At 49.7% G+C, this 25,895-nt stretch carries 23 protein-coding genes; 6 read left to right on the forward strand and 17 right to left on the reverse strand.

Annotated elements, in window-relative coordinates:
• Position 1: 1 nt before the first annotated feature.
• From IZU26_RS10195 to IZU26_RS10225, 7 genes are all read right to left on the reverse strand, one after another.
• Positions 2-1,456, reverse strand: a complete 1,455-nt coding sequence (locus IZU26_RS10195; RefSeq protein WP_433278810.1) for a sensor histidine kinase — start codon at positions 1,454-1,456, stop codon at positions 2-4.
• Between the two features lie 9 nt (positions 1,457-1,465).
• Positions 1,466-2,452, reverse strand: coding sequence for an ABC transporter substrate-binding protein (locus IZU26_RS10200; RefSeq protein WP_433278811.1), 987 nt, complete (start codon positions 2,450-2,452; stop codon positions 1,466-1,468).
• Positions 2,453-2,542: 90 nt separating this feature from the next.
• On the reverse strand, positions 2,543-3,574 hold the full coding sequence (locus IZU26_RS10205) for an ABC transporter permease subunit (RefSeq protein WP_433005157.1): 1,032 nt from the start codon (positions 3,572-3,574) through the stop codon (positions 2,543-2,545).
• The gene (locus IZU26_RS10210) at positions 3,571-4,659 is read right to left on the reverse strand and encodes an ABC transporter permease (RefSeq protein WP_433278814.1); all 1,089 of its coding nucleotides are present in this window, start codon (positions 4,657-4,659) and stop codon (positions 3,571-3,573) included. Before IZU26_RS10210 ends, IZU26_RS10205 begins: the two co-directional genes overlap by 4 nt.
• Positions 4,646-6,175, reverse strand: coding sequence for a sugar ABC transporter ATP-binding protein (locus IZU26_RS10215; RefSeq protein ID WP_315328754.1), 1,530 nt, complete (start codon positions 6,173-6,175; stop codon positions 4,646-4,648). Before IZU26_RS10215 ends, IZU26_RS10210 begins: the two co-directional genes overlap by 14 nt.
• Before the next feature lie 134 nt (positions 6,176-6,309).
• The gene (locus IZU26_RS10220; RefSeq protein ID WP_433278816.1) at positions 6,310-7,278 is read right to left on the reverse strand and encodes an ABC transporter substrate-binding protein; all 969 of its coding nucleotides are present in this window, start codon (positions 7,276-7,278) and stop codon (positions 6,310-6,312) included.
• A gap of 185 nt (positions 7,279-7,463) precedes the next feature.
• Positions 7,464-7,670 (reverse strand): hypothetical protein, encoded by a 207-nt coding sequence (locus IZU26_RS10225; protein WP_433278818.1) that lies wholly within the window; start codon positions 7,668-7,670, stop codon positions 7,464-7,466.
• Between the two features lie 270 nt (positions 7,671-7,940).
• Here IZU26_RS10225 and IZU26_RS10230 point away from each other — a divergent pair, with 270 nt between their 5' ends.
• Positions 7,941-9,122, forward strand: a complete 1,182-nt coding sequence (locus IZU26_RS10230) for an iron-containing alcohol dehydrogenase (protein ID WP_433278820.1) — start codon at positions 7,941-7,943, stop codon at positions 9,120-9,122.
• A 24-nt stretch (positions 9,123-9,146) separates the two neighbouring features.
• On the opposite strand, the gene IZU26_RS10235 is transcribed toward IZU26_RS10230, so the two are convergent.
• The 5 genes from IZU26_RS10235 to IZU26_RS10255 form a co-directional block, all read right to left on the reverse strand.
• Positions 9,147-9,929, reverse strand: a complete 783-nt coding sequence (locus IZU26_RS10235; RefSeq protein ID WP_433175458.1) for an ABC transporter substrate-binding protein — start codon at positions 9,927-9,929, stop codon at positions 9,147-9,149.
• A gap of 129 nt (positions 9,930-10,058) precedes the next feature.
• On the reverse strand, positions 10,059-10,643 hold the full coding sequence (gene yfcE, locus IZU26_RS10240) for a phosphodiesterase (protein ID WP_310824303.1): 585 nt from the start codon (positions 10,641-10,643) through the stop codon (positions 10,059-10,061).
• Positions 10,644-10,738: 95 nt separating this feature from the next.
• Positions 10,739-11,521 carry a TrmH family RNA methyltransferase gene (locus tag IZU26_RS10245; protein WP_433278823.1) on the reverse strand — a complete coding sequence of 261 codons (783 nt, stop codon included), beginning with the start codon at positions 11,519-11,521 and terminating at the stop codon, positions 10,739-10,741.
• 58 nt (positions 11,522-11,579) lie between these two features.
• Positions 11,580-12,602 carry a LacI family DNA-binding transcriptional regulator gene (locus IZU26_RS10250; protein WP_021331141.1) on the reverse strand — a complete coding sequence of 341 codons (1,023 nt, stop codon included), beginning with the start codon at positions 12,600-12,602 and terminating at the stop codon, positions 11,580-11,582.
• A gap of 39 nt (positions 12,603-12,641) precedes the next feature.
• Entirely contained in the window at positions 12,642-14,174 is a 1,533-nt protein-coding gene (locus IZU26_RS10255; protein ID WP_433278825.1) for an L-fucose/L-arabinose isomerase family protein, read from the reverse strand.
• A 100-nt stretch (positions 14,175-14,274) separates the two neighbouring features.
• Here IZU26_RS10255 and IZU26_RS10260 point away from each other — a divergent pair, with 100 nt between their 5' ends.
• Positions 14,275-15,228 (forward strand): DMT family transporter, encoded by a 954-nt coding sequence (locus tag IZU26_RS10260; RefSeq protein ID WP_433278827.1) that lies wholly within the window; start codon positions 14,275-14,277, stop codon positions 15,226-15,228.
• A 240-nt stretch (positions 15,229-15,468) separates the two neighbouring features.
• Here the strand turns inward: IZU26_RS10260 and IZU26_RS10265 are convergent, their stop codons facing one another.
• From IZU26_RS10265 to IZU26_RS10275, 3 genes are all read right to left on the reverse strand, one after another.
• Positions 15,469-16,497 carry a hypothetical protein gene (locus IZU26_RS10265; protein WP_433278829.1) on the reverse strand — a complete coding sequence of 343 codons (1,029 nt, stop codon included), beginning with the start codon at positions 16,495-16,497 and terminating at the stop codon, positions 15,469-15,471.
• Between the two features lie 76 nt (positions 16,498-16,573).
• Positions 16,574-16,900, reverse strand: coding sequence for a hypothetical protein (locus IZU26_RS10270; protein ID WP_021331296.1), 327 nt, complete (start codon positions 16,898-16,900; stop codon positions 16,574-16,576).
• Positions 16,901-17,117: 217 nt separating this feature from the next.
• Positions 17,118-18,110, reverse strand: coding sequence for a helix-turn-helix transcriptional regulator (locus tag IZU26_RS10275; protein WP_433278831.1), 993 nt, complete (start codon positions 18,108-18,110; stop codon positions 17,118-17,120).
• 860 nt (positions 18,111-18,970) lie between these two features.
• On the opposite strand from IZU26_RS10275, the gene IZU26_RS10280 reads away from it, so the two are divergent.
• The 4 genes from IZU26_RS10280 (at position 18,971) to IZU26_RS10295 (ending at position 21,389) form a co-directional block, all read left to right on the forward strand.
• Positions 18,971-19,402 carry an Hsp20/alpha crystallin family protein gene (locus tag IZU26_RS10280; protein WP_021331300.1) on the forward strand — a complete coding sequence of 144 codons (432 nt, stop codon included), beginning with the start codon at positions 18,971-18,973 and terminating at the stop codon, positions 19,400-19,402.
• A gap of 185 nt (positions 19,403-19,587) precedes the next feature.
• Positions 19,588-20,655, forward strand: coding sequence for a threonine aldolase family protein (locus tag IZU26_RS10285; RefSeq protein WP_433278833.1), 1,068 nt, complete (start codon positions 19,588-19,590; stop codon positions 20,653-20,655).
• An 83-nt stretch (positions 20,656-20,738) separates the two neighbouring features.
• Positions 20,739-20,990, forward strand: coding sequence for a hypothetical protein (locus tag IZU26_RS10290; protein ID WP_277055473.1), 252 nt, complete (start codon positions 20,739-20,741; stop codon positions 20,988-20,990).
• Positions 20,991-21,080: 90 nt separating this feature from the next.
• Complete coding sequence (locus IZU26_RS10295) at positions 21,081-21,389, forward strand: MGMT family protein (protein ID WP_433278835.1); 309 nt, start codon at positions 21,081-21,083, stop codon at positions 21,387-21,389.
• An 8-nt stretch (positions 21,390-21,397) separates the two neighbouring features.
• Here the strand turns inward: IZU26_RS10295 and IZU26_RS10300 are convergent, their stop codons facing one another.
• Both IZU26_RS10300 and gyrA read right to left on the reverse strand, forming a co-directional pair.
• On the reverse strand, positions 21,398-22,276 hold the full coding sequence (locus tag IZU26_RS10300) for an ankyrin repeat domain-containing protein (RefSeq protein ID WP_433278836.1): 879 nt from the start codon (positions 22,274-22,276) through the stop codon (positions 21,398-21,400).
• Positions 22,277-23,373: 1,097 nt separating this feature from the next.
• The gene (gene gyrA, locus IZU26_RS10305) at positions 23,374-25,845 is read right to left on the reverse strand and encodes a DNA topoisomerase (ATP-hydrolyzing) subunit A (RefSeq protein WP_315602285.1); all 2,472 of its coding nucleotides are present in this window, start codon (positions 25,843-25,845) and stop codon (positions 23,374-23,376) included.
• Positions 25,846-25,895 lie beyond the last annotated feature (50 nt).

Below are 25,895 nucleotides of genomic sequence, written 5' to 3' on the forward strand. Positions count from 1 at the left end.
ATTATCCCCCGCTCCCGTACGTTTCGACGGGCACCGTAAACGAAACGCGCGTCCCTTTGCCGCGTTCGCTCGTTATCGAAAGCGACACCGACGTATCGTAATACAGATTGAGGCGCTTGTTCACATTGTACAGACCGTATGTGTGCAGGTTTTCCGCAGGAGACGTTTGCAGCAACTCATCGCGGATGATTTTAAGCCGCTCTTCCGTAAATCCTATGCCGTTATCTTCGACGGTAAATCGTATGCGCGTATCGCCGCCGTCCGCTGCCGTAGTTTTTTTTGCCGTTACGGAGATAATCCCCCGCCCTCGTTTATTTTTGATACCGTGATAGATCGCGTTTTCGACGAGCGGCTGCAAAACCAATTTAAGGACGGGGATGTCGCCGATCCCTTCATCGGCATCGAGCGTATAGTCGAGGATATCGGCATAGCGGATACGCTGGATCGTCAGGTAATTCCGCACGTGATCGAGTTCCTGTGCGATCGTTATCCACTCGTGTCCCTTACTCAGCGAAATGCGAAAAAAATCGGAAAACGCGCGTGTTATTTTTATGACGGCGTCTTTTTTTTCCGATTCGGCGAGCCAGATAATCGTATCGAATGTATTGTATAAAAAGTGCGGTGTAATCTGCGCCTGCAGCGTTTTCATTTCCGCCTTTTGCAGATTTTGCTGCTCTTTAATATTCTCATCGATGAGGTCGGTTATCTTTCCCGCCATGATGTTAAGGTTGAGCGCAAGGTTGTCGAGCTCTTCTACATAGGGCTTTTCCGCACGCGCGCTCAAGTCTCCGTTCGCGATGCGCGACGACAGTATTTCCATATCGTGGATCGGACGCCGTATGTTTTCCGATACCGAAGTGAACGCGTACACGGAAATCATAATAATAATTATTATGATGCCGATCTGTATATACATAAGCGTAATCGACGAGTGTTTTAAACTTTCGTTCGTATTCGTCGACGATTCGATTTCCGCAACGATGTAATCCTGCAAAATGTCGTAGATGAGCGATGATACGCCGCGTATTTCATCCATCGTCTTTTCGTTTTCGGCGACCGTTGTGCCCGAGTCGATTTGCCTGCCGAGCATATCGACGTAATTTTCAAGCGTTTTTTCCGCCCGCGAAACGACGACAAGCAGCTGCCGGTTGTCATCGCGTATCGTCGAGCGCGCGATCTCGGCGATGCCCGATCGTATGCGTTCGAGTATGACGTATTGCCGTCCTTCGGCAAAATCGACTTTTCCCGCAACGATGTCCCATATTTCGTCGGAAATTTCGGTTTTGACGATTTGGCTCAGCCTGTTCGCACGGCTCACGTTGGTAATGATTTTATCGTACTGCAGCGTGTACATGCGCTGCGCAATTATGGAATAAGCCGTCGGTATGATCATGAGGACGATGATGAAGATATAGGAAAAGCTCAAGTGCTTTTTTATGCTGTTCGTTTTTTGCATGATCGTATATCAATAACCTCGCGGCGGCACATCATCGAGATTGTCGTTTTCAGTAAACACCCGCTCGAGTATATCGGTACGACGCGGAATGGATTTTCCCGCCGCCAAAAGTTTGACGAGTTCCATAACACGCTCACCGCTGTCGGGATTGCATTCGACGACACAGTTGATCTCTCCCGCCCTCAGCCTATCGAGCGCTTCCTGTTCCGCGTCGTAGCTTACGACGACGATATCCTTTCCCGTTCGGATTCCGTGTTCGCGGAGCACGTCCAAAAAACCGAGCGTCATCCCGTCGTTGTTGGAGACGATTATATCGATCGGCTTTCCGTCTATCGAAAGGGAGCCGTTCGCCGCTAAAATCGTCTTTGCGATCTCTTTTCCCCGCGACCGGATAAAGTCTCCGCTTTCGCTGTATACGATCGAAAAGCGGTCATCGTCCCCGAGCACTTCCCGAAAGCCGCTTGAGCGGCCGTCCGATGCGGATGACCCGTCGGTACCGCGTATTTCGAGGATATTGAACGGGCCGCCCTTGTTTTTAAATTTACCGAGCAAAAAACGCGCGGCGGCGCGTCCTTCTTCGACGCTGTCCGTTCCGATGTATCCGGCATAGAGGTCTTCGTTCGACACGGTGAGCTTTCTGTCGTACACGATGACGGGAATACCCGCATCTTTCGCTTCGCGCAATACATTGTCCCAGCCGTCCTGCACGATCGGAACGAAAACGATGACATCGACTTGATAAACTATAAACGAACGAATCGCTTTGATTTGATTTTCCTGCTTTTGTTCGGCATTTTCATACAGGAGCCGGATACCTGAGCGCTCGGCGGCAAGGCGCATCGATTTTGTATTGAACGTGCGCCATGCGCTTTCCGCGCCGATCTGCGAAAATCCGAGTATGATACTGCTTTGCGTCCGCTCTTCGTTTGCTTTTTTTGTACAGCCGGAGAGCGCACACAAAAACGCAGCTCCGATACAAAGGCTTATGTTACGCATAATACTTTCCGTATAGCGCATTATACACCGTAACGGCTGCAAATACAAACGATGCGGACATACCGAACGCGCCGACGCGCGCATTTGCACTTACTGCCGCTTTTGATTTTTCATCATGATAAAGACGCTCTGCAACACGATGAAAAAACAGAGCAGTGCGGACAGCACGATTTTATTCCACCACGACGAAAGCGTTCCGTTACACCGGATATAGGTTTCGATCGTCGCTTTGATGAGCACGCCGAAAAAGGTTCCGACAACGGTGCCGACGCCGCCGGTAAGCATCGTACCGCCGATAACCGCCGATGCGATGGCATCCATTTCAAAGCCGCGCGCCTGTTCGACGAAACCGCTCGTCGTGTTGAGACAAAAGACGAATCCCGCAAGAGAGGCGAGGAATCCGTTGAGCATATACGCGAGGAATTTCGTTTTGCGCACATTGATACCCATAAGCAGAGCCGACTGTTCGTTGCCGCCGACCGCAAAAAGATTGCGTCCGAATTTCGTATACTTGCAAACGTACCAGATAACGGCCATTGCGGCGAGCGCGATGATAACGCTCGGATGGATAAACGGATACATCTTTACACCGCGTCTGTTTACCGTCGCGCCGATAAGCAGATGGATATCTTTATTCGCGATGGCGAGAAAGGTTCGGTTTTCGGTGATGGCGATTTGGTTGACGCTGATGATCGCCGTCAGTCCGCGGCAAAAAAACATTCCCGCGAGCGTGATGATAAAGGGCTGCAGCTTCATATAGGCGACGAGAAATCCCTGAACCGCTCCGAATACGACCCCGAACAGCAGCACGAAAAAAATCGCAGCCCACGCATTCATCCCCATGTTTTGCATGGAATACGCGAGCATCATACACACAAGACCGACGACCGAACCGATGGAAATATCGATGCCGCCGGTGATCATGATGATCGTCATACCTGAAGCGGCGATTATCAATCCTGCATTGTCGATAAGCATATTGCAAAACGTTTGAAATTTACCGAAACCCGCATCGGCAAAGATGATACAGCCTGCGATATACATTATGACGAACAGAACGATCGTAACGAAAAGCAAAAAATTGCTGCCGTCGAGTTTTCGTTTGAACAGCTGAGTTTTCATTGTGATGCCTCCATCGTTGCGCTGCGGGCATGTCTGCGCTTCAGCTTATACACCGCACGGATCCGTTTGAACTCCTCCGACTGCAGCGTCACGATGAGAACGACGACGATCGCTTTATATACGGGAAGCTGATCCGCCGAAACGCCCACGGCATAGAGTCCCGTCGTGAGCGCTTGAATCGTAATCGCGCCGATGACGGAACCGGCAAGATTGAATTTACCGCCGCCGAGACTGTTGCCGCCGAGGGCTACCGCGAGGATCGCATCGAGCTCCATGTAGAGTCCGATATTGTTTGCATCGCTCGAATAGATACGGCTCGACGAGATGAGACCTGCGAAGCCCGATGCGAGTCCGCAAAACACATAGCAAAAAAAGATGCCGAGCGTCGAATTGATGCCGACGAGCCGGCCCGCTTTCGGATTTATGCCGACCGTTTCAATATACATACCGAGCGCGGTTTTTCTGAGCAGCAGCGTCGTCGCGATGACGAAAGCGGCGGCGATAAAAACGGGCGTGGGAATGACGACGCCCGGAATAAAACCTCCGATGTATTTAAACGATTCCATGCGCACGTAGAGAATTTGACCGGGCACCATGACGCCGTTGATCTCCCGCGCGCTCAACAACTGCGCGATGCCGCGCCCTGCGGTAAACAGGATAAGTGTGGCGATCATCGGTTGTATACGAAGGCGAGCCACGAGAAACCCGTTGAACGCGCCGCACGCGACGCCTGCAATCAGACACATCAACGCCGCGAATGCGAAAGGGACGGCATACGCGTCGTAGCTTGAACCGAGCAGGCGGACGCAGACTGCGGCTGCGACCGCTTCGACCGCACCTACGGAGATATCCGTACCGCGTGAAGAAGCGACGGCGAGCGTCATGCCGATCGACAAAATGACCAATTCGCACGCACGGTTTAAAATGTCGATCGTATAGCCGTACAGCACACCGTTTTGAATGGATATTTTAAAAAACGACGGCGTAATGATTACGTTTACGCAAAGCATGATGATAAGCGCGGCGACCGGCAGCAACAGAGGATTGCGCGTTAACGATTGCCGCAGCGATTTATTCGTTGCCATTGTTTTCTCCTCCGGCTATCGCCGCCATAACGTCGTGCTGCGTGAGGTCGTCGTTTTCGAGTTCGCCGACTTTTTTTCCGTCGCGGAGTACACACAGACGGTTCACCGTACGGAGCATTTCGTCGATTTCGGAACTGATAAACATAATAGTCATGCCTTGCCCTGCAAGCTGAACGATAAGTTTTTGAATTTCCGTTTTTGTTCCGACATCGATGCCGCGCGTCGGTTCGTCGAGAATCAAAAAATCGGGATGCGTTATAAGCCATCGCCCGATGATCACTTTCTGCTGATTTCCGCCCGACAGCTGACGAACGAGCGTTTCCGGTGACGGCGTTTTAATATTGAGCGCTTTGATGTACCGTTCGGCAAGTTCGTTTTGCTTCGCCGCCGGCAGCAGTTTGAAAACGCCGGTTTTAGCCTGCAGCGCGATTATTAAATTTTCTCGCACCGACAGATCGGCGATGATGCTTTCATCTTTGCGGTCTTCCGGCAAAAACGCCATTCCCGCGCGCATGGAGTCGATCGGTTCCGACGCTTTCAGTTTTTCGTTTTTGAAAAACAGCGTACCGGTATCGACTTTGTCCGCACCGTACAAGGTGCGCGCAAGCTCCGAGCGGCCGGAGCCGAGCAATCCCGTCAGCCCGACGACTTCACCCTGCTTGATTGCGATATCGAACGGCTTTATCGTACCCGTGTGAGAAAGTCCGACCGCACGAACGACTTCCGCTGCGTGATCGGAACGATCGCTGTCCTGCGTATTGCTGCGGATGGACGCGAGTTCGTCGAATTCGTGGCCGAGCATCGTCGCAACGAGTTTGACACGCGGCAGTTCGCCGATAGGAAATTCGCCTTCGAGCTCTCCGTTGCGAAGCACGGTAATTCTGTCGCACACTTCGTATACTTGTTCGAGAAAGTGCGTAACGAACACGATACCCGTTCCCTGCGATTTTAATTTTTTCATAACCGCAAAGAGATTTGCGACTTCACGATCGTCGAGCGAACTCGTCGGCTCGTCGAGGATGAGCACTTTGCAGTTGAAGTTGACCGCGCGCGCGATGGCGATCATCTGCTGGATCGCGACGGAGTATTTGCCGAGCGCGCGCGTTACATCGATATGCGAAAGTCCGACATTACCGAGAATTTCTTTTGCCGTCTCGTTCATCTTTTTCCAATCGATGGCAAAATGTTTTTTCGGCTGATGTCCGACGAAAATATTTTCGGCAACGGAAAGATTCGGACAAAGATTTACTTCCTGATATACGGTACTGATACCGTTTTGCAGCGCTTCTTCGGGCGAACGGTTGTCGATCTCTTTACCGTCTAGCAGTATCGTCCCTTCGTCCCGCGTATGTACTCCGGTGAGAACTTTGATAAGCGTACTTTTTCCGGCGCCGTTTTCTCCCATCAGCGCGTGTATTTCTCCGCGGCGCAGCGTGAAATCGACATGCTGAAGCGCTTTTACGCCCGGAAATGTTATGGAAATATTTTTCATAGAAAGCATAACATCGCCGTTCATAGTTCCTCCGCTGTTGCGATAAGGCATCTCGAAAAACTCGCCTTTAGCGATTTTTTCGAGATTTCGACTAATTGAAAATGCCGGAGACGCACGGGCTTCAGGCGTTCCGGCAAATTTATTAATATATTGTGCAATTAATATTTGCGGTTCGGTAATTCTTTTGCAGCATTTGCCTGATCGAACACGCTTTCGACAACGTACTGAATCTTTTCAACCTTTTCACCCTTTTCAAGTTTTTGAATGATTTCGGCGATACGCGGCCCGTGAAGCGGATTGCATTCGACCGCGCAGTTGAGCTCTCCTGCGATCATTTTATTAAACGCTTCGTGAACGGCGTCAAACGAAATGATGATGATGTCTTTGCCCGGGCGTTTGCCGGCGGCTTTGATGGCATCGATTGCGCCGAACGCTTCGTTGTCGTTTTCACAGAATACGACGTCGATTTTCGGATACGCTTTTAAGAACGATTCCATCACTTCCTGTCCCTTTGCCTGCGTGAATTCGCCGGATTGTTTTGCAAGCAGATGATATTTGGGATTTTTTGCGAGCCCTTCGGTGATGCCCTGCGTGCGTCCGACTTGTGCGGAAGAACCGATCGTTCCCTGAATGAGGACGACATTCAAATCGTCTTTATCGCGGCCGATTTTTTGCAAATATCCGTTGAGCCACGCGACCGCATCGTTTCCTTCTTTGACGAAATTTCCGCCGACCCAGCAGACGTACAAGCTGTTGTCGGAAACTTTCATTAAGCGGTCGGAAAGCAAAACGGGGATACCTGCGCGCTTGGCTTCGTTGAGAACCGTTTCCCATCCCGTTTCAACGACGGGAGCGACGACGATGTAATCGACATCCTGTTGGATAAAATTGCGGATCGCTTTGATTTGATTTTCCTGTTTTTGCTGTGCATCGTCGAAAATCAGTTTATAGCCGTTCGCTTTGGTGAACGTGCTTTTAAAAGATTCCGTGTTCGCCGTCCGCCAATCCGATTCGGCGCCGACCTGCGCATAGCCGACCGTGATGACACCCTTCGGTCCGGCTGCAAACGCGCCCGCCATGCAGATGCTTGCCGCTACGATGCAGCTTATCGTTTTAATCAATTTCATAAAGTTCCTCCTTTTCTATAAGAACCGATGAATCGATTGTACGGCGGTATTTTAAAAAAGTACATAAATAATTTTATCGATTTCGGTTTAAGTTTTTTTGAACGGAAGCCGATATCCGTACGATCGCAGCCGCGGCCGCGAAAAAGTTCGTTTTTTTCCGAAAAAAGGTAGATAATTTAACGCTCTTATTTCCCCGTCTCCGATTCTTTTTGCAGCCCCTCATTTGCGGCTTCCGCTTTGTCGAAATCGATCGGCGCAAAAGGCATCGCGAGTGCGTCGGTCGCTTCCTGTGCCGCTTTTTCCGAAGATTTTACGGTACACGATGCGGGAAAAAATGCGAATGCAAGCGCGCAGAGTACGGAAAGCGGCAAAGCGATTTTTTTAATAATCATACCGGCCTCCTTTTTTATCATAACACAAGCGTGCAGTGCAATCAACAATCGGCACACATCAACGGACGGGCAGGCATGAGAGATAAGCCTCTGCGCGAATCAGTGTACGGGCAGCCGCCGAACGGCTTTTTAGACACGGCAGATAAAAACTTATTGCACGTGTCGTTCAATCGATATATACTGGAACTATCGAAACCGTAACGAAAGGAGGTACAAAGCGATGTCTGAAATATCGCCGTCGCTTTGTATTTCAACTTTATAGGGGGTTGTATGTTCAATTTTACATATTTTACACCGACGAAAGTCGTTTTCGGAAAAGAGACGGAAAAGCAAATCGGTGCGCTCGTCGCAGAACAAAAATGCAAAAAGGTACTCATCCATTACGGGAGCGGCAGCGTACAAAAGTCGGGGCTTCTCGACCGCATAAAAAAATCGCTCGATGAAATGCATATTTCGTATATTGAACTCGGCGGCGTCGTACCGAACCCGCGCCTTTCCCTCGTGTATCAAGGCATCGATCTTGTTAAAAAAGAAAACGTCGATTTTATCCTTGCAGTCGGCGGCGGCAGCGTTATCGATTCGGCAAAAGCAATCGGCTACGGCGTTGCAAACGAAGGCGACGTGTGGGATTTCTATGAACACACGCGTGTGCCGGAAGCGTGTATGCCGATCGGCGTCGTAGTGACGATTGCAGCGGCAGGAAGCGAAATGAGCAACAGTACGGTTATCACCAAAGAAGAAGGGCAGGTAAAGCGCGGCTGCAATACGGATTTTTGCCGTCCGAAATTTGCGATAATGAATCCCGAATTGACGATGACGCTTCCCGATTATCAAACCGCGTGCGGCTGTACCGATATCCTCATGCATACGATGGAACGCTATTTTACAAACGGCGGCAATATGGAAATCACCGACGGCATCGCCGAATCGCTCATGCGCACGGTTATGATAAATGCGCGGATACTGCGCGACGAACCGCAAAATTACGATGCGCGCGCGGAAATCATGTGGGCGGGAAGCCTTTCACACAACGGGCTCACCGGCTGCGGTAACGACCGCGGCGGCGATTGGTCGTCGCACGCGCTCGAACACGAATTGAGCGGTATGTTCGACGTCGCGCACGGCGCAGGACTCGCGGCGATTTGGGGAAGCTGGGCGCGCTACGTGTATAAGGATTGCCTGCCGCGTTTCCATAAGTTTGCCGTTAACGTCATGGGGATTGCGGACGGTAATCCGGAAGAGATCGCACTGCGCGGCATTCAAGCGATGGAAAAATTCTTCCGCAAAATAAAAATGCCGACGAACCTCAAAGAGCTCGACATCAATCTTTCCGAAGAGCAAATGAAAACGCTCGCGCACAAATGCAGCCTCGCGACGGGCGGCAAGCGCGGTTCTGCAAAAGTGTTATACGAAGCGGATATGTTCGAAATTTATAAAGCGGCAAATCAATAGCATAAACCCGCATCGAGTAAATTGTTAGAGCGCCTTCATCAGCGCGGCGATATTTTCCTGTACGACGCGCAGCAGCGCGTTCCGTTCAACTTTATCGGGAAAGTTCCGCCACACGACGTATACCGCTTTCGGCGCGACTTCGGCAAGCGGGCTGCCGACGGGGTTGTGCACGTTGTCGATGATTATATCGTAGCCGCCGCTTTTCGCATCCGCGATTTGATTCGCCGTCACTCCCTCCGCTCCGAATATCGCCGCAACGGTAAAACCCAAATCGGCGGCGAGATAGCGCTGATGCGTGTGGCACAGAACTTTTGCATTCGATTTTCCTCTGCGCTCGATTTCCGCTTTCGCTTCTCGTATTGCGTTTACGTAGAGCGCGAGGCGCGCTTCGTTTTCTTTTTCCGTACCCAGCTTTTCCGCGATTTTTGCCGTTTCGCTCGTCACAGTCGCAATCGAATTGTTGTTCGCAATCCGTATCATCTGCACAGTGCCGACGGAAGTGCCGAGTGTTTTCATCATACGCTCAAAACCGGCGTAGACGAAAAAATCGCTCGCTGCGATTTTTTGAATGTCGCTCACCGTCACTTCGTATTCCGGCGGATGACGGAGGTTTGCGGGTGCGATCGTTTCGACGCCGTCCGCTCCTGCGATATCGGCAAAGGCGGCCGTCCACGACGTCGACGCAACTACGCGCGGTTTCGTTTCGGACACACTTCGTACAGGAGAGCGCTCTCCGGTTTTTTCATTTGCAAAAAGTACCGCCCCTGCAAATGCGAGCAGTATGAAATTAATAATTTTTTTCATCATGTAAAGTCCTCCAAATATATTCAGACAAAACCGGTTTGCCGTCCCTTAAAATTACACAGGCGGCGTCCAAAAACTTCAGTTTATGGACAGTTTCCTTGATTTAATTTAATGCAATTTTTTGCGGGCTGCTTATTTGCAGCTCATCCGCTTGAGTTCTCGCCCATCCATATCGTACAGTGCGATTTCACCCTTTTCGTATACGGCAAATCCCGCAGGAGAGCCGTTCTTCGGAAGCGATGTCGAACCGGGATTGCATACAAGCACACCTTCTTGCGTTTTATACAAATGCTGTTCGTGGATGTGTCCGAACAATTCGATATCGTTCGGCGAAAGCGGCGGAATTTTGCTTCCGGCGACGACCGCTTCGTCCGACGTTTTTTTCGCCGGAGAATAGATATGCCCGTGCGATGCGAAAATTCTCACACCGTCATCGACGATACAGGCGTAATCCGCAGAAATCGGAAAGGCAAGTACCATCTGATCGACTTCGGCATCGCAGTTTCCGCGGCACGCGATTATCTTATGTGCAAGCGGATTGAGCATTTGCGAGACAAGGGCGGGCGCATAATTTTCCGGTAGCGGATTTCTCGGTCCGTGGTACAGCACGTCGCCGAGTAAAATAACTTTATCGCATTCGAGCGTTTGAAAGTGCGCAAGCGCTTTTTCGCACGCGGCGGCGCTTCCGTGAATATCGGACATGATAAAGTATTTCATAATACGAATCATAACACGCTTAGCGTCTTTTGACAATGTTTTGAAAATATCTCATTCGGGACAACAATATCGGAAATCATATTTTCCGTCCCGCATCAGTGCGGCGGCTGCGTTTTTTGCAGTTCGTATAAAATGACCGATGCCGCCTGCGCGACGTTTAAGCTCTGTATCGCAGGTTCGGCTCCTTCGGCGAACCCGGCAAAGGGGATGATGACGCATTCATCGCAGTTTTTGCGCACGTCGTCTGAGATGCCGTCCTCTTCGTTGCCGAGCACGATGAGCAGAGGTTTTTCGCCGCGCATACCGGCAATTTCCGCAAGCGTTTTTTTTGCACGCAAATCGGTGCCGATCCGCATCATGCATCCGCGTACCGCTTCCATAAAACGCGCAATCGAATTCGCCGAATAGATATCGACGAATTCCATGCCCCCTTGGGCGATGCGGTAGCTGCTCGTCGTAATGGCCGACTGCGATTCGTCCGCCGGGATAACGATGTTTTTCATACCGAAAAAAGCTGCGCTCCTGACGATTGCGCCGAAATTGTTCGCATTGCCGATGCGGTCGAGCACGAGCACGTTTTCGCCGTTTGCGATCCACTCGTCCGCGACGTCGGAATCGAGCGGCATAATTTTCGGCATAAAGATCATCGCGACGACGCCCTGATGATGCACGGTTCCGGAAAGTTTTTCCAAATCGGCCGGCTCGACCAAATTATATATGCCGCCCTTTTCCGCAAGCTTTTTGCACAAGCCTCCGAAAAACGGCGCGGTTTCTTTTGTAAAATACAATCGGCGGATTTTTTTCCAATCTTTTTTTTCGAGCTTTTTTACGGCGGAAAGTCCGCACACCGCAAGTTCGTCGTTTTGTTTGTTTCGCATGAATTTATTGTAGCCGATTGCGCCGCACGTGACAACGCGTTTTTTCGGTACGCTATTCCTATAGGTTGCCGGCGATTTTAATAATCGTCTGTGTGATATAGTCTTGGGGCGGCTTTTTGCCTTCTTCCATGAGATAGGAGAACAATCGCATGATGCCGATATAGCCTTGCGTTTCCGGCTCTTGGCAGATCGTAAAAGCAATGCCGCCTTCTTTAATAATTTTTTTAATCTCCGGCAAATCGTCGAACACGAGTAGCGCGATTGAAGAGCGACCGAGCTCTTTTATCGCACGGTATACTCCGGGGACGCCGCCTGCGACGACGAAGACGCCGGTGATTTCGGGATGCTCCGAAAGAATCGTGCGTGTGAGCGTATATGAATCTTCATTGTTGTCGAAAGCTTCTACCGTTTTAATAATTTCGTATGCAATGCCGTGTTTTGCAAGCCCGGAGCAAAATCCTTTGATTCTATCGTTGTGCCCGCGCATGTGGAATGAACCGCTTACGATTAATAATTTTTGTTTTTCTTTTGTGATAAGCGACAACATGCCCGCTGCGGTGTACCCCGCTTTTTTGTAGTCGGTGCCGACATAGCAGATTCTTCCGCTGTCGGGGATATCGGTGTTGACGCTGACGACGGGGATGCCGCCGTCCGTGAACGCGAAAACTTCCCGCTGTACTTCGGGTAAGTCGAGCGTTGTGATGCACATACCGCTGTAGCCTTTTTTTGTCGCTTTTTTTATCGCGGCGATATGCGTTTGTGCGTCGAATCCGCGTATGTGAATCAGCTCTACGCTTACGCCGTAATCTTTAAGCTCCGCTTCGGCTCGCCGAAATCCTTTGATGACATCGTTGAAAAACGGATTGTCTCTGTCGGGAAGCAGGCAGCCGAAGCGAATAGGCTGTTTGCGAGCTGCAAGCGCTTTGCCTGCGCGGTTCGGTATGTAGCCCAGTTTGTCGGCGATGAGAAGGATCCGTTTCGCTACTTCGGGTTTGACATCCTTTCTGTTGTGAAGCACGCGATCGACGGTTCCGCGGGACACGCCGGCTTTTGCCGCAATATCTTTTATCGTAACAGCCATGTTCAGCCTTTTCGATATCGATCGAATGCCGAGCGGTTTTTACGCCCGGTATTCGTCGCATCGGTTTTCAAACGGATTTTCATCACCGTACAGCTGCCCGGCGGGTTTATTGTATGAAATATCCTGTACGCCAAGATAGTCGAACACGGTGAATAACGCTTTGCCCGCGTGTCCGAAGGCTACCGCTCCGTGGTGCGGGTACCGTTTTGAAATGAGTACGTGACGGTAAAACCTGCCCATTTCGGGAATCGCAAACACGCCGATGCCGCCGAACGAACGCGTCGCGACGGGAAGCACTTCGCCCTGCGCGATGTACGCGTGCAGCGTCGTGTCCGCAGCGCTCTGAAGTCTGAAAAACGTGATATCGCCGGAATCGATATCGCCTTCGAGCGTACCGCGCGTAAAATCGGGTGCACTGCCCGACGGTTCGAGCAGGCGATGCTGAATGAGCTGATATTTGATCGCGGGTTTGCTTTTCGGATTTAAACGACAAAACGGCGTATTACCGCAGTGAAATCCCATAAACACGTCCGTCGCTTTGTAAGCGTAAGGGAATTTTCCTTTGATATCGTTTTCGTACATATCGGCGGGTACGGAATTGTTGATATCGAGGAGCGTGACCGGAGAGCCCGTCACACAGGTGCCGATATATTCGCTGAGCGCGCCGTAGATGTCGACTTCACACGCAACCGGAATGCCGCGTGTCGCAAGACGGCTGTTTACATAGCAGGGTTCGAAGCCGAATTCTTTCGGAAACGCCGGCCAGCATTTGTTTGCAAACGCGACGTATTTTCGCGCACCTTTGTTCGCTTCCGCCCAATCGAGCAGCGTAAGTTCAAACTGCGCCATGCGCGGGAGCAGATCGGGAAATCGGTTGCCTTCCGTACCCAGTTCACTTTCCATATCTTTTACGACTTCGGGAATGCGGCCGTCGTCTTTATGCGCGCGGTACGACACGAGTAAATCGAGTTCCGAGTTTTCCTGAATTTCGACGCCGATATCGTAGAGCGCTTTGATCGGCGCGTTACACGCAAAAAAATCCTGAGGGCGAGGGCCGAACGTGATGATTTTCAAATTCGCGATGCCGATGCAGGCACGCGCGACCGGAATAAAATCACGCAGCATTTTTGCAATGTCGCAGGCGGTTCCGATCGGATATTCGGGGATGACTGCATTGAGTTTTCGAAGCCCGAGATTGTACGAACAGTTGAGCATACCGCAGTACGCGTCTCCTCTCCCGTCGATTAAATCGCCTGCGCGCTCTTCGGCCGCAGCGGCGTACAATACGGGGCCGTCGAATTCTTTTGCGATGAGCGTTTCAGGCGTTTCGGGGCCGAAGTTTCCGAGAAATACGCACAGCGCGTTGCAGCCCGCCTGTTTTACTTCGTCGACGGCTTTGAGCATATCGACTTCGTTTTCGACCGTCGTCTTCGCTTCGTAAATCGTGCCGTACTGCGAAAAGGATTCTACGATTGCTTTGCGCCTCCGCTCCGAAAGCGAGATGACAAAACAGTCGCGGCTTACCGCGATGATCCCGAGTTTGACTTCGGGGACGTTTGTAATTTTTTTCATAGCTGTGTTCTCCTGATTAAGGGATAATACCGTGCTCGTGCACGGTATTATCGTATCGAATACGCTGTTTTTTATCAAGCGAATGTGCTATACTTTCGTCATGTTTAAAAATCGACAACCGCAAAAATCGCTCACCGGTTTTTTCTTTGCCGCTTTTTCGATCTTTGTGTGGGGCATCACCTTTGTTTGTACGAAATCGCTTTTACAAGATTTTTCCGCACTGGAAATTCTCGTCATCCGATTTTTATTCGCCTATGTCATGCTGTGGATTTTGTGCCCGCATCCGCTTCGGCTTGCGTGCAAAAAAGACGAATGGCTTTTCGTCGCGGCAGGCTTAAGCGGCGTTGCGGTATATCAATTTCTCGAAAACATCGCGATCATGTTTTCGTCGGCGTCGAACATAAGCGTTATCGTTTCGATCTGTCCGATCTTCGCTGCAATCGTCGCACAGATTTTTCTGCACGAAAAACACGTCACGCCTTTTTTTATCGCCGGTTTTGTCATTGCGATTTCAGGTGTCGCACTCGTAAGCTTTAACGGAGCGGCGGAATTTCATCTCAAGCCGAAAGGCGACTTGCTTGCGCTCGGCTCCGCAGTTTCATGGGGATTCTATACGCTCTTTGTCACGAAAATCAACGCGTTGCGCTGCAATAAATTGGCAGTCGTACGACATATATTCTTTTACGCGATCGTTTGCATGGTACCGCTCGTACTTTTCGGTGCTCTGTCACCGCTTGCAAAAGACAATAACAATTTTTTTGTAACGTTCGATGCGGCTGTCAATATGTCCCGTTTTGCAAAACCGCTCAACTGGATAAATCTGCTCTTTCTCGGCGTCGCCGCGTCCGCGCTCTGTTTTGCCGCGTGGAACACCGCATGCGATAAGCTCGGTTCCGTCCGTGCAACCGTCGGCATTTATTTAATTCCCGTCGTGACGATTGTATTCGCGTATTTTGCACTCGGTGAACGGATCACCGCACCCGGCATAGCGGGTGTCGCGCTGACGATCTGTGGGCTCATGCTGTCGAATAAAAAAATGCGCAGTCAAATGTAAACGTCGCATCCGGCGTTTCGGAAAACTCCTGTAAAAACGTTTTTCTCGAACAAGGAGTTTCAATTCACGCTCCCGCGAGGGAGCGACTTGTCAAACACGTGAATTGAAACTTATTGTTTGTGTATAATGTCTACACTAGGCAGGTTCCGCAACTCATTTTATGCGGAACCTGCCTGTAGCGTTTTACCGCCTACCCGCTTACAGCTCATCCTTGCGTCAGCCGAAGACGCCTATCCCCTCTCACACTTCCACCCGCACAACGATACCGCCGCGCCCGTTTTGCATATCGCCGATACGTGCAAGGCGTGCGTTAAAACGGAATGTATTCGGTTTGGCGGCGCGAAGGATCGCAGCTCCGGTCGCACGGATGTACCCGGCACGCTGCAAACCCGCATTGCCCAAGACTTTCGCGCAAACGTCTTCCGCCGAAACGGAAATCGCATTGGCATCGTGCGGATTATACGGTTCGGCTTGAACGCTCACACGGAGCGAAGCATAGAGCTTTTTCTTTGCGTCGCGTACTTTTTGCGTGCCGTTTAAAATATCGTCGCCGATTTTTTCGGAAAGCGTATCATCGAGAAAATCCGATCCGTCGTTCCAACCGTAAAAGTTCGTCCCGACAATGCCGATCGTAAATGCCGCATTGCGATTTTTAAAATACCGTATAAACATTTGCTCGGGCGTTTCGTTTGCGGTATCAGGTTTTAAAACATCTTTTGCCGCGCAATACAGCAAAAACCCCGTATCCGTTTTGCCTGCACCGAGCAACGCATTCGTTTTGTACAGCGCGGTAAAGGCGGCCGTATCGCTGTGCGTGCGCCCGTATAGCCACGCAAAAAGCGCTTCCGCCGCAACCGGTTTTACGATAAAGAGCGTAAGCTGCGGAAACTTCATAAACAAAGCCGTCCGGCGTGCAAGCAGTTCCGCGGCAAGCAAAGAATCGCCGTTTTCGACTGCAAGCAAAAGCGCGCCGACGTGGGTCAAAAACGCAAACGTATCGGCATCCGCGATTTCAAAATCGTTTGCAAGATACACGCGGATGTCCCTGCAAAGCGTTTCGTCCGCATACGTATACCATGCGCTCGAAAAATATGCGCTTCCGTCGAGCATCTGTCTTGCGGCAAGCACTCCGTCCGTGATGCCTTCAAGCTTTCCGCAAAAATCAAGCTGCCCCGTCCGCGTCCGATTAAAGCCCCAACAAAGGGGATCCGTTTTTCCTGCCGCCAGAACGATGACATCCGCATCGTTTCGATTTTTCAGTTCCGTCATACAAACCTCTCATCTTTGATTATCATCCCTACGGTTACATGATCCTGCGTATCGTCAGCAATGATACGCAGCCTTTTCAAAAAGAAGTACATGCTCGCCAAACCCATGAAAAAAACAGAATAACACTGCCCAAAGTAATCAACTCACCGATGAGTCCTCCCCATGAAGCTGCTTCGGCTTCTCTTCTGAGCCGTTCTTCCTCTTCCCGCATTCTAAGCACCTGTTTATACGCTCTTTTTGCTTCGTGAATGATATGAGTGTTTTCCGCAGAGGTAAGACAATAACCTTGAATACTTTCCCAAGCATAGTCCATATCTCCGCCCGACTCATCCAGGCATTCAAGCGCCGTAAGCGCCGCTCCGTCCTGAAGCATCTTTCGATTTTTCATCTGTTGTTCCGTCATACAAACCTCCTTGCACACAGCTCGATAAACGTGCCGAATCGCTGCGGCACAATCATTGCCGTAACAGTGCTGTAAGAGCTTTACAAAGAAAGTATACAACAGGGGGTGTGTCAACAAATGATACAGGTGAGCCGTTTTATTATTTTTTTGATTTGATCAAAACCGGTAAAAAACTAAAAAATCGCGGGCGGCGCGTTTACGCACTTGCTCCGTTTCGTCAATACAATTTACCCATCTTTCGAACTTCCGCTTTTACCGCTTCGACAAGTTCGGGCGGATTGAGCACGGTAACGGCGCTCCCGAAGCTCATAACCCAATGAAGCGCTTCCGGCAGTTGATTCGTTTTAAATGAAAGATATACGCTGCCGTCTTTGTTGTGCCGAAGGCGCTGCGTCGGGTGCCAGCTGCGTTCCAAAATATACGTATTTATCTTTTCATCGAACAAAAGCTCTATCTTCACCGGAGCGCCGGCGGTATTCCAAACGCCGAATTCGCTGTCGAAATATTTTTTCGGATTAAAATCTTTCGGGCGGTCAAAACGCTCTTCCGTCGTTTTCGGATTTTTCATCCGCGAAAATGCGAATATCCTGCACTTTTTGTGTTTCAAACAATAAGCGAGCATATACCAGTTCCCTTTTTGGCAAATCACGTGATAGGGCTGGGCGAGCCGCACGCAATACGTTTTATCTCCGAGCGATTTGTATTCGAATTCGAGCGTACGCTGCATTTTCAGACTTTCGAAAACCGCATAAAAAACGCCGTTGTCTATCTGCGGCAGCGGATCGCTTATAAAGCTTAAATCGCCCGACAAAAAAAACGAATCGACGGAAACTTCTTCGGGCATAAGATTTATAATCGTATCGAAAATATTTTTCATGGACGATTCGAGCGGCGTATTTCGATATTGCTCCAAGAGCGGAATAACCGCCGACACCGCAAACAGATCGCCTTCGGAAAGCATGACGCTCTTTATAAAAAACGTCGGATCGGTATAATAATAACCGCGCTTTGCCTCATCGTATTCAAGCGGAGCGTTGTACCGGTCGCGCAAAAAATCGATATCGCGCATAATCGTACTGCGCGACACTTCAAACTTTTTACACAGATACGATGCATTCGGAAATTTCCCGTAACGGATGATTTCGTCGATTTTGAGAATGCGAAAAACTTTTACTTTTTCTTCACGGTCTTTTTTCAACTTTTTTGCCATAACGTTATCAGTATAGCACCGCTTTATAAAACGCGCAGAAAATATTTTTCACAGGCGGTTTTTCCCGTATTTTAAGTTTTCCCGCAGCAAGGCTTTACTGTGCCCCTTCGGCTCTTTGTTTTTTAATCGGGACGAAACCTTTTTGCCGGCCGCCCTTCCGCCGCTTGCTCACGCGCGGCGTCCTCGCTCCGCTCCGGTCGCTGCCTTCGGCACGGCTCCACGGCGGCGTAGGCTGTATCGCGCAGCAGTGGAAACGGAAATTGCCAATTAAGAATACGCATACTCACAATCGCTCCTAACAGACACATCGAAATGTGTATTTTTGACACATATAAGCGCGCCAAAACGATTCAATATGTATATTTTTGACAAGATTTTTCCTCATCCGTAAAAAATTCGGTGCCGTTTACCTCTGCAGAAAAAAAATTTTCTGTTCCAATGCAAAATTTTCGACAAAAACGTCGTTTTATCGATCTATACGGGATAAAATCGGCGTTTTTTACTGCTTTTACCTTTTTTTAGACAGTTGGCATAAAAATTGCTATAAAGATAAGTGAGAGCTGCGAAATCGAAAGGATCGCAACCCGCTCGGAAACGGCTCTAAAAAGCGGCTTCCGTGAATTACAAAAACATTTGGAGGTACGATAAAAAGCGTCGTCTGAAATATCGCCGTCGCTTTTTATCTCGAGTTTGCTGGATGTTTGCAGAAGACGTGTATATATATCGTTCCGATAAAAATCGTACGAGTACAATAACACTGTATTTGCAAACTCAATTATTGAACGTGTGCGCATTTGCGCACGGCTAAAAACTTTTTCGAAAGTTGCAACTTTCTGCAAAAGTTTTTATGGAGGTTTGATATGAACGAATTGGCACTTTTCAACAGCTTTTTTAATCACGCGCTGAACGACACGATGGGCGATTTCAATTTCGGTACTTCTTTCAACGTGCCGAAAGTCGACGTAAAAGAAACGAAAGACGCGTACATGCTTGAAATGGATTTGCCCGGCATGACCGAAAAGGACGTAAACGTCGAACTCGATCACAACGTTTTGACCATCTCTTCGCATCACGAAGAGAAAAAAGAGGAGCAGAATAAAAACGCGAAAAAGGATGAAAGCAAATGGCTCATCCGCGAACGCCGCGTCAGCGAGTTCAGTCGCCGCTTTACGCTTCCCGACGATGTCAACGGCGAACAGGTTGCCGCGTCCTTTAAGAACGGAGTGCTCACGGTAGCCATACCGCGTAAAGCGCTTTCCGCTCCCAAACGCATAGCTATCACTGCCGACTGACGAAGGATGAACGAAAGATACGGCACGGGCAGACCGCACGGTACATCGATCGTGCCGTATGAGTTAAAGTTTTCAGAGAGACCCCGCCGCGCGTTGCGCGGCGGGATTTTTTTAAAGATATAACGATACGCAACGTCAACACCGCTCTCGCCCTTGCAAAGCTTTTGTGATACTATACACCCGCTATGCAAACCGAAAACAAACCGAATTTTGCATCGGACTATTTGGAAGGTGCTCATCCGGCAATTTTGCAGCGCCTCGCGGAAACGAATACGGAGCAAACTTCCGGCTACGGAACGGACGAACACTGCGAACGCGCACGGAATCTGATACGAAAAGCTGCAGGCTGTCCGAATGCCGCCGTTCATTTTCTTGTCGGCGGAACGCAGACGAACGCAGCGGTCATCGACGCGTTTTTGCGCCCGTACGAAGGAGTCATCGCGGCTGACACGGGACACATCGCCGTACACGAAGCCGGCGCAATCGAAGCAGGCGGCCACAAAGTGCTCACGCTTGCAGGAGAGGCGGGAAAGCTTTCGGCCGAAACGCTCAAGCGGTATCTGCACGATTTTTATGCCGATGAAAATAGAGCGCACGCGGTTCAGCCCGGTATGGTTTATATCTCCCAGCCGACCGAATGCGGCACGCTTTATTCGAAAAAGGAACTTTCCGATATTGCCGCCCTATGCCGCGAATATGCGCTTGCGTTTTACATCGACGGAGCGCGGCTTGCTTATGCGCTTTCATCTCCGAAAAACGACGTAACGCTTTCCGACCTTGCGGCCGTTTCGGACGCTTTTTACATAGGCGGGACAAAGTGCGGCGCTCTTTTCGGCGAAGCGCTCGTTATTCCCGATAAAAACCGTTTGCCTCATTTTATAACGACGATAAAACAGCACGGCGCACTTCTTGCAAAAGGCAGGCTTTTGGGCGTTCAATTTGAAACGCTTTTTGAAGACGGCCTGTACTTCCGTATCGGAAGCAACGCGATCCGCGCTGCAGACAAAATCCGCTCATTCCTCGATGCCTACGGTTTCCGGCAGTATTTCGCCTCCCCGACAAATCAAATTTTTATCGTTTTGAAAAACGAAAACTACGCCCTGCTTTCTGAAAAAATCGGTCTTTCTTTTTGGGAAAAAACGGATGAAGCGCACTCTGTCGTCCGCATTGCGACAAGCTGGGCAACGACGGACGAGCAGGTCGAACGATTATTAAAAGTGCTTTTGGAACATTCATCATGCGGAAAATCGTAACAATGATAGTTATTGACGGTTTTTGGGATAACGTCTTATAAAATTTAAAAAACCGTGATATAATTAAAAAGAGGATGTATTCCATGAGCGATATGTTTTTACAGCAATACGATTCGCTTCCAAAAAAACTGCAAAGAGAAGTGCAGGATTACGTCGAATATCTTTTCTTCAAAGCAAAAACATCTCAAAACGGCGTATCGGATCCGTCTTCTAAAAAAGCAAAATCCGACGCATTTCAAAAATTATTAAACTATACGGGTTGCTTGCCTGCCGATATCGATTACAAACGGGAGGTCGGCAACGCCATATTGAAAAAATATGAAAGTCTTACTTGATACGAATATCATCGTTGATTTTCTTGCTTCTAAAATTGCCGTTTATACGCCGGCTGAATTTTTGCAAATCATATAAACGGAACATTCGCCATGCGGAAAATCGTAACGGAAGATTTGGTATACGAAATCCTTTCGGCGGTCGAAGAAATCCCCGATGGCAAGGTCGCAAGCTACGGGCAAATCGCACGCCTCATCGGCAGGGACAAAAACGCGCGTCTTGTGGGAAAAGTGCTGAGCCGCGCCGAAGATTACGGCGACTATCCGTGCCACCGGGTCGTCAATCATTCGGGCCGCATCGCGCCGAATTTTCCCGAGCAAAAAGATCGCCTGCTTGCCGAAGGCGTTGCGTTCAAAAACGACACCTGCGTCGATCTGGAAAAACACCGCTGGGAAATATAAAAAAACGTTTACTGTAACAGCGCGAGTGTTTTTTCGTAGATTTTCCGTTTTTTTTCGAACTGCTCCTGCAGCTTTTGACGTTCACCCTCGTCGTTACATTGCTTGAGTTTTTCGGGAAAAGCGTTTTCATCTTCAAGATACTGCTTTTTTACTATGTCGTACGGACGGTTTCCTTTGGCGTCCACAGCATTTTTATCGGCGCCGAAATGAACACACAAATACCGTATAACGCTCGGCAAATCGTCGATATACAATTCATTGTAAGAATGGGAATCTTTGCAAACGTAAAAAAGAGCTCGCTCGACATCTGCCCCGTACCGGACGAGCATCTCTGCGTATTCCATATTGTAATATACGGCGATCGATAACGGACTATTAGTACGTCCGTTATTCGGATCGGCACCCGATTTCAACAGCAGCTCTACGAGCGCATCATTATTGCCGTACCTAATGCTTCCTTGTAAGGGGGTTGTGTAACTGTCGAGGCGCGATTGAACGGCGCGATTGATGTACTTGATGCTTTTCGGAGAAGGGGTTGCGTGACCTCTTCCGATTTTTTCGTCAGGACGCAATTCCATATCTGCGCCGAATCGTATTAAAAGTCTTATAATTTCCATTATATCGTCGAGCTGCTTTTTCGTCAGCTTGTCACGCCGCCGCGCTATGACGCATGCGGCCGTCAAAGGAGTCGCACCGTCCCATGACACATAATTGACGGCCGCACCTTTTTCAAGGAGACGGGCAACGCGGGATTTATCTATCCGCTCTATTGCCGGAAGCAGCGGTCCTCGAGTCGATTTGAATACTACCGCATCGATGACAGGCTGAATATTTTCATCGTAGATTATCCCGATAAAAAGAGGCACTACAAAAATTATGCCGATCACAATACATTTTACGGCTTTCTTTTTGGGTCTTTGCACCCCACTTATTTTTTTGCGAACGGCTCGAACAAGCAATAGAATCAAGCCGACAAGTATCAAAAGCAATCCGATCATACCGGGTATAAACGATATGATACATATAGTATCGCCCGTTGAAAAAATCCTCATCGCAGTAAGCATACACTATATATAATAAAAAATACAGCCGAATACTAAATCAAGGAAACTTTCAAAAAATCGATTTGCGATCCGCTTTGGCGGATACTATGATAAATTTCCTTTCAGAACAAGCCGGTAGGCTTACAGTTTTTGGCCAACCGACGGCAGCAACGGAATAAACAAAGGTCCGTTTGCAGACATACAAACAACCGTTCGTTAGTTATCCACATTGTTGAAAAGCTGTGGATAAGTTTTTTGTTTCACGTGAAACATCTGACACGCCGATCAAAATATCGGTAAAGTTTACCGCATACCGAAAGTTCTTCTATATTTTTTATAAAATTACCCTACCCTGTGCCTGCCGAAAGCTTTGTTCCGCCCGCAGTGTTTTTTAACCTTCGATCTTACATTCACTCCTAACTTTGTATTATCGCGTTTGCTTTTTCAATTGTTTCACGTGAAACATATCGGCCGAATACCGATTCGAATCTCCGACGGTCGGCAGGTATCACTGCAAATGCGCTTTACCCGTCCCACAGCAGTCTCAGAGCGCAGAGTGTGTTTCACGTGAAACATCAAGCGGCAGGCAAGGTTTTTCCACAAGTTATGCCCATTGTTGAAAACCCTGCAAGTATTACAATCGTTCCGAGTTCACAGGTTTGCGCTGTATTTTGAATTCGCGGAAAGCGGCGGCCGCATCGGCAATACCAAAAACCCTTAAACAAAAAAAAGAGAGCCGGATCGCTTTCCGCGATCCGGCTCTTGCCTGATGACCACCCGCAACCGTATAAAATGCGCAACATCGGTTGTCCCGTATTATCTCATTATACGGCAATGTTGCATTTTTGTCAGCATATTCTTAAAAAAAATACGAAATTTCTTAAAAAAATCGACTCCGACAAAACCGTCTATTTCTTTGTATTATAACAAAATACATACGACTACGTGTTTTTTGTATCGTCTTTATCCGCTTCTTCATCGGCTACGCGGTCGATGCCGACCAAATAATCGGGTGCGTCGACTTTTACGACGGAAACCCCCGTCGAAGCAGTGCCCTGCTCTTTGATATCGCCTGCCGCAACCCGAAGCGTTTTCCCTTGGCTCGTAATACACAGCACTTCATCTCCGTCGGCGACGGCAAGGGCGCCGATTATTTCGCCGCGCTCTTCGGTATTGCCGTAGCACCGCTGGCCGCCGGTACCGCGTCCGTGCGATTTGAAGTCTTCGGGATTGATGCGCTTGCCGAAGCCTTTTTCGGTGACGAGCATGATGCTCTTACCCGCTTCCGCCCGCACGGCCGCCGCGATTTCGTCTCCTTCGGCAAGTTTCATACCGCGCGTTCCGCGGCTCGCCCGCCCCATCGGCCGCACGTCGTCTTCCGATATGCGGAGCGCTTTGCCTCTGCGTGAAACGAAAAATACGTCGTTTTTGCCGGCGGTCAAAATCGCGCTGACGAGCTTGTCGCCGCCGTCGAGTCTGATCGCAATAACGCCCTTCGTCTTTGCGTTTGCAAAATCGCTGAGTGCGGTTTTTTTGACGACGCCGTTCGTCGTCGCCATGAGCACGTAATTATCTCCGCTGAATTCTTTTACCGTCACCGTCGTCGTAATCTCTTCGTCGGCGGAAACGGCGAGCAGGCTTTTGATGTGCGAACCGCGGCTCATCTTCGACGCTTCGGGAATTTCGTGGACTTTTATCCAATACGCTTTTCCTTCGTTCGTGATAAACATGATACAGTCGTGCGTCGATGCGATAAAAATCTGATTGATGTAATCGTCTTCGACGAGGTTTGCGCTGAAGCTGCCCTTGCCGCCTCTCCCCTGACTTTTATACTGCGTCGCGGCAAGCCGCTTGATATAGCCGAGCTTTGAAACGAGGATAACGACGTCTTCCTGTTTGATCATGTCTTCGACGTTGATCTCTTCGATTTCATCCGCAACGATATCGGTGCGGCGGTCGTCGCCGTATTTTTCGGCAAGTTCGTTCGTTTCCGTTTTGACAAGCGCAAGCAGCTTTTCGTGATGCGCAAGGAGATCGCGTAAGTGTGCGATAAGCGCTTCAAGTTCCGCAAGCTCTTTTTTCAGATCGTCGATTTCAAGGTGTGTGAGGCGTTTCAACTGCATATCGACGATCGCCTGCGCCTGCACGTCGTCGAAATCGAAACGCTTTTTGAGATTGTTTTTCGCTTCTTCGGTATCGCGGCTCGCACGGATTATTTTGATCACTTCGTCGATATTGTTGATCGCGACGATAAGCGCCTGCAAAATATGCTCACGCGCGAGCGCTTTGTTGAGTTCGAACTGCGTACGGCGCGTGACGACCTGATCGCGGTGTTCGACAAAATGCTGTACAAGCTGTTTGAGCGTGAGTATCTGCGGCCGCCCGCCGACGAGCGCGAGGTTGATAACGCCGAAATTCGATTGAAGCGCCGTCTTCGTAAACAGCTGATTCAATACGATTTTCGTAATTGCACCCCGCTTCAAATCGATGACGATCCTCATACCGGTGCGGTCGGAGCTTTCGTCGTTTATGCCGGTTATACCGTCGATATCTTTGTTGCGCGCGAGTTCGCCGATGCGTTCGCACAGCACTTTCGTATTTACACCGTAGGGCACTTCCGTAAAGATAATCGACTCTCGGCCGCCCTTCGCCGTTTCGATATTGAACCGGCCGCGCACGATTATTTTACCGCGACCCGTTTTGTACGCCTGTTTGATGCCGCCTCTCCCGAAGATAATGCCGCCGGTCGGAAAATCGGGGCCGCGCACGATTTTACTCAATTCTTCTATCGTTATGTCGGGATTGTCGATATAGGCCGATACGGCCGACGCGATTTCACGGAGATTGTGCGGCGGCATATTCGTCGCCATACCGACTGCGATGCCGGACGCACCGTTCACGAGCAGATACGGCAGTTTCGACGGGAGTACGGTCGGCTCCTTTGCCGTTTCGTCGAAGTTCGGAACAAAATCGACCGTATCTTTGTCTATGTCCGCGACCATCTCTTCGGCGAGCTTTGCCATCTTCGCTTCGGTATAGCGGTATGCGGCAGCGGGGTCTCCGGCAATCGTACCGAAATTTCCCTGCGGCGTAATCACCGGATAGCGCAGATAAAAATCCTGACCCAAGTGAACGATCGCGTCGTAGACGGAAGCATCTCCGTGCGGGTGGAATTTACCGAGCACGTCTCCGACGATTTTCGCGCACTTTCTCGTCGCACCGCTGCTTCGAAGACCGAGTTCGTCCATCGCGTACAATATGCGGCGGTGAACGGGTTTTAATCCGTCGCGGACGTCGGGGAGCGCGCGGCTCGTGATGACCGACATCGAATAATCGATATACGCCTGTTTGACTTCCGCATCGATAGGAATCGGTATCAGCGTACCGCCTTCCGGTGTTTGTATCTCTTCCATAATTGCAATCCTTATTGATTTTATCGGGTCATTATGCTTGCGTTTTGCCG

It is taken from the genome of Treponema sp. SP13, assembly GCF_050938355.1.
Classification (GTDB): domain Bacteria; phylum Spirochaetota; class Spirochaetia; order Treponematales; family Treponemataceae; genus Treponema_D; species Treponema_D socranskii.

Bases quoted from the DNA above. Each gene is read 5' to 3' on its own strand.
- IZU26_RS10195 (WP_433278810.1), bottom strand. From the start codon at position 1,456: ATGCAAAAAACGAACAGCATAAAAAAGCACTTGAGCTTTTCCTATATC.
- IZU26_RS10200 (WP_433278811.1), bottom strand. From the start codon at position 2,452: ATGCGTAACATAAGCCTTTGTATCGGAGCTGCGTTTTTGTGTGCGCTC.
- IZU26_RS10205 (WP_433005157.1), bottom strand. From the start codon at position 3,574: ATGAAAACTCAGCTGTTCAAACGAAAACTCGACGGCAGCAATTTTTTG.
- IZU26_RS10210 (WP_433278814.1), bottom strand. From the start codon at position 4,659: ATGGCAACGAATAAATCGCTGCGGCAATCGTTAACGCGCAATCCTCTG.
- IZU26_RS10215 (WP_315328754.1), bottom strand. From the start codon at position 6,175: ATGAACGGCGATGTTATGCTTTCTATGAAAAATATTTCCATAACATTT.
- IZU26_RS10220 (WP_433278816.1), bottom strand. From the start codon at position 7,278: ATGAAATTGATTAAAACGATAAGCTGCATCGTAGCGGCAAGCATCTGC.
- IZU26_RS10225 (WP_433278818.1), bottom strand. From the start codon at position 7,670: ATGATTATTAAAAAAATCGCTTTGCCGCTTTCCGTACTCTGCGCGCTT.
- IZU26_RS10230 (WP_433278820.1), top strand. From the start codon at position 7,941: ATGTTCAATTTTACATATTTTACACCGACGAAAGTCGTTTTCGGAAAA.
- IZU26_RS10235 (WP_433175458.1), bottom strand. From the start codon at position 9,929: ATGATGAAAAAAATTATTAATTTCATACTGCTCGCATTTGCAGGGGCG.
- yfcE (WP_310824303.1), bottom strand. From the start codon at position 10,643: ATGAAATACTTTATCATGTCCGATATTCACGGAAGCGCCGCCGCGTGC.
- IZU26_RS10245 (WP_433278823.1), bottom strand. From the start codon at position 11,521: ATGCGAAACAAACAAAACGACGAACTTGCGGTGTGCGGACTTTCCGCC.
- IZU26_RS10250 (WP_021331141.1), bottom strand. From the start codon at position 12,602: ATGGCTGTTACGATAAAAGATATTGCGGCAAAAGCCGGCGTGTCCCGC.
- IZU26_RS10255 (WP_433278825.1), bottom strand. From the start codon at position 14,174: ATGAAAAAAATTACAAACGTCCCCGAAGTCAAACTCGGGATCATCGCG.
- IZU26_RS10260 (WP_433278827.1), top strand. From the start codon at position 14,275: ATGTTTAAAAATCGACAACCGCAAAAATCGCTCACCGGTTTTTTCTTT.
- IZU26_RS10265 (WP_433278829.1), bottom strand. From the start codon at position 16,497: ATGACGGAACTGAAAAATCGAAACGATGCGGATGTCATCGTTCTGGCG.
- IZU26_RS10270 (WP_021331296.1), bottom strand. From the start codon at position 16,900: ATGACGGAACAACAGATGAAAAATCGAAAGATGCTTCAGGACGGAGCG.
- IZU26_RS10275 (WP_433278831.1), bottom strand. From the start codon at position 18,110: ATGGCAAAAAAGTTGAAAAAAGACCGTGAAGAAAAAGTAAAAGTTTTT.
- IZU26_RS10280 (WP_021331300.1), top strand. From the start codon at position 18,971: ATGAACGAATTGGCACTTTTCAACAGCTTTTTTAATCACGCGCTGAAC.
- IZU26_RS10285 (WP_433278833.1), top strand. From the start codon at position 19,588: ATGCAAACCGAAAACAAACCGAATTTTGCATCGGACTATTTGGAAGGT.
- IZU26_RS10290 (WP_277055473.1), top strand. From the start codon at position 20,739: ATGAGCGATATGTTTTTACAGCAATACGATTCGCTTCCAAAAAAACTG.
- IZU26_RS10295 (WP_433278835.1), top strand. From the start codon at position 21,081: ATGCGGAAAATCGTAACGGAAGATTTGGTATACGAAATCCTTTCGGCG.
- gyrA (WP_315602285.1), bottom strand. From the start codon at position 25,845: ATGGAAGAGATACAAACACCGGAAGGCGGTACGCTGATACCGATTCCT.